This is a genomic window from Agrobacterium sp. ST15.13.013 (genome assembly GCF_027956525.1).
Taxonomy (GTDB): domain Bacteria; phylum Pseudomonadota; class Alphaproteobacteria; order Rhizobiales; family Rhizobiaceae; genus Agrobacterium; species Agrobacterium salinitolerans.
This window is the reverse complement of the sequence record NZ_JAQKGP010000061.1, coordinates 1-2,637: the sequence shown is the minus strand read 5'-3', so window position 1 is coordinate 2,637 and position 2,637 is coordinate 1. Positions and strand designations below refer to the sequence as shown.

Annotated in this window: 2 protein-coding genes; both read right to left on the bottom strand. The window is 58.4% G+C overall.

Going from position 1 to position 2,637, the window contains the following annotated elements:
- Nucleotides 1-145: 145 nt before the first annotated feature.
- Nucleotides 146-940 (bottom strand): IS21-like element helper ATPase IstB, encoded by a 795-nt coding sequence (istB, locus tag PL597_RS25820; protein WP_271366641.1) that lies wholly within the window; start codon nt 938-940, stop codon nt 146-148.
- On the bottom strand, nt 930-2,462 hold the full coding sequence (istA, locus tag PL597_RS25815) for an IS21 family transposase (RefSeq protein WP_271366640.1): 1,533 nt from the start codon (nt 2,460-2,462) through the stop codon (nt 930-932). Before istA ends, istB begins: the two co-directional genes overlap by 11 nt.
- Between the last annotated feature and the right edge of the window lie 175 nt (nt 2,463-2,637).

The window sequence follows — 2,637 nt, the reverse complement described above, 5'->3', positions numbered from 1 at the left end:
GCTTGCCAAGCCGGATATAGAGCTCAACCGCTCGAAGTCTGTCTGCGTAGGAATACATGAACTACCTCCTTGGTGGTCCAAGTTTTCGTCCGCACCCCCGGTTTTTCCACCGAGAAGTGAGCCACCTCTGAGTATGGTTTTTTGATCAGGCTTTGGTCAAGGGATTGGCCTTTTCTCCTCTCTTCTGGGCTGCTGCGGCCGAGCTGGCCTTGAAGCGGAAGCTGTCGTTACCGGTTTCCAGGATGTGGCAACGGTGGGTCAGGCGATCGAGCAAAGCTGTCGTCATCTTGGCATCGCCGAAGACGGTTGCCCATTCGCTGAAGCTGAGGTTGGTGGTGATGACGACACTGGTGCGCTCATAGAGCTTGCTCAGCAGGTGGAATAGCAGCGCTCCGCCGGAAGCACTGAACGGAAGGTATCCGAGTTCATCAAGGATCAGCAGATCGAGACGAACCAGCGTCTCAGCGATCTGGCCTGCCTTGCCCTTTGCCTTCTCCTGCTCGAGCGCATTGACCAATTCGATGGTTGAGAAGAAGCGGACCTTTCGGCGGTGATGCTCGATAGCCTGGACGCCGAGAGCGGTCGCGACGTGTGTTTTGCCTGTGCCCGGTCCGCCGACGAGGACAATGTTCTGCGCTCCGTCGATGAACTCGCATCGATGCAGTTGGCGCACCGTCGCCTCATTGATCTCACTGGCGGCGAAGTCGTAGCCGGAGATGTCCTTGTAGCCAGGAAAGCGCGCAGCCTTCATATGATAGGCGATGGAGCGGGCCTCGCGCTCGGCCATCTCGGCTTTTAGCAACTGGGACAGGATCGGCACGGCCAAATCGAAGGCTGGAGCGCCTTGCTCGATCAGGTCCGTGACCGCTTGGGCCATGCCATACATCTTCAGGCTACGCAGCATGATGACGACGGCGGCGCTGGCGGGATCATGACGCATGACGACCTCCCACAATCCGGACACGCAGGCCATCGTAGCGCTCCACATTTGCCTTGGGTTCACGCAACAAGGTCAGCGCCTGTGGCGTGTCGATATCAGGACCGTCGGTTGTCTTCCCATCGATCAGACGATGCAGCAGGTTCAGCACATGCGTCTTGGTCGCGACGCCTTGATCCAGAGCCAGCTCCACAGCCCTGACGACAACCTGTTCGTCGTGATGAAGGACGAGAGCGAGGATGTCAGCCATCTCACGATCACCACCGGGGCGGCGAAGCATCTGGTCCTGCAGTTGTCGAAAGCCCAGTGGCAATTCCAGGAAGGGAGCACCATTGCGCAGGGCACCAGGCTTACGTTGGATAACGGCAAGGTAATGCCGCCAATCATAAATCGTTCGCGGTGGTTTGTCGTGACTGCGTTCTATGATCCGTGGATGTTCGCAGAGGATATTGCCCTCGGCTGCAACGACCAGCCGCTCAGGATAAATCCGCAGGCTGACGGGCCGGTTAGCAAAGGAGGCCGGCACGCTGTAGCGGTTCCGTTCGAAGGTGATCAGGCATGTCGGCGAGACACGCTTGCTCTGCTCGACGAAGCCATCAAACATGGCGGGCAATGCCATCAAAGCAGGCTGCTCATCAGCCCAAACATCGGCGATCGAACCGGGCAGGCTCCCGTGTGGTGTCTCCTGCCACAGGTCTTGGCAATGCTGCTCCAGCCACAGATTCAACGCTGCCAAATCCGGGAAGTCCGGCATCTGTTGCCACAGGCGTGGTCGGGCATCCTGAACGTTCTTCTCGACCTGTCCCTTCTCCCAGCCTGCGGCGGGATTGCAGAACTCTGGCGCAAAAACGTAGTGGTTCGTCATCGCAAGGAACCGGATGTTGACCTGTCGCTCCTTGCCGCGGCCAACACGATCGACCGCTGTCTTCATATTATCGTAGATGCCGCGAGCAGGGACGCCGCAGAACACACGGAAGCCGTGCCAATGGGCGTCAAACAGCATCTCGTGCGTTTGCAGCAGATACGCCCTGACCAGAAAAGCCCGACTGTGCGATAGCTTGATATGCGCGACCTGCAGCTTCGTGCGCTCGCCGCCAATGACGGCATAGTCCTCACTCCAATCGAATTGGAATGCTTCGCCTGGGCGGAAAGACAGCGGAACGAATATGCCGCGGCCCGTCGTCTGCTGCTCACGTTGTCGTTCCGCTCGCCAATCACGGGCGAAGGCGGCAACCCGACCATAGGAGCCGGTAAAGCCGAGAGCCACCAGATCGGCATGAACCTGCTTCAGTGTTCGTCGCTGCTTGCGCGATTTCCCGGCCTCTGTCTTCAGCCAGGCCGCCAGCTTGTCGGCAAAAGGGTCAAGCTTGCTCGGTCGTTCCGGTACCGTGAATGTTGGTTCGATTGTACCAGCGTTCAGATACTTCGCGATCGTGTTCCGCGACAGTCCCGTGCGCCGGCTGATCTCGCGGATCGACTGCTTCTCCCGCAGCGCCATCCGACGGATGATATTTAAAAGTCCCATGTGGATCACTCCGTTGCCCCCGTCGCTCTCCGCGTTGGGGGGAAGGTTCACATGGCTCAATTCTCAATGGAAATTAGGGGGTGCGGACGAAAACTTGGACCACCAAGGAGGTAGTTCATGTATTCCTACGCAGACAGACTTCGAGCGGTTGAGCTCTATATCCGGCTTGGCAAGC

Coding starts and splice junctions, on each gene's coding strand:
- istA (WP_271366640.1), bottom strand. CDS start 2,462: ATGGGACTTTTAAATATCATCCGTCGGATGGCGCTGCGGGAGAAGCAG.
- istB (WP_271366641.1), bottom strand. CDS start 940: ATGCGTCATGATCCCGCCAGCGCCGCCGTCGTCATCATGCTGCGTAGC.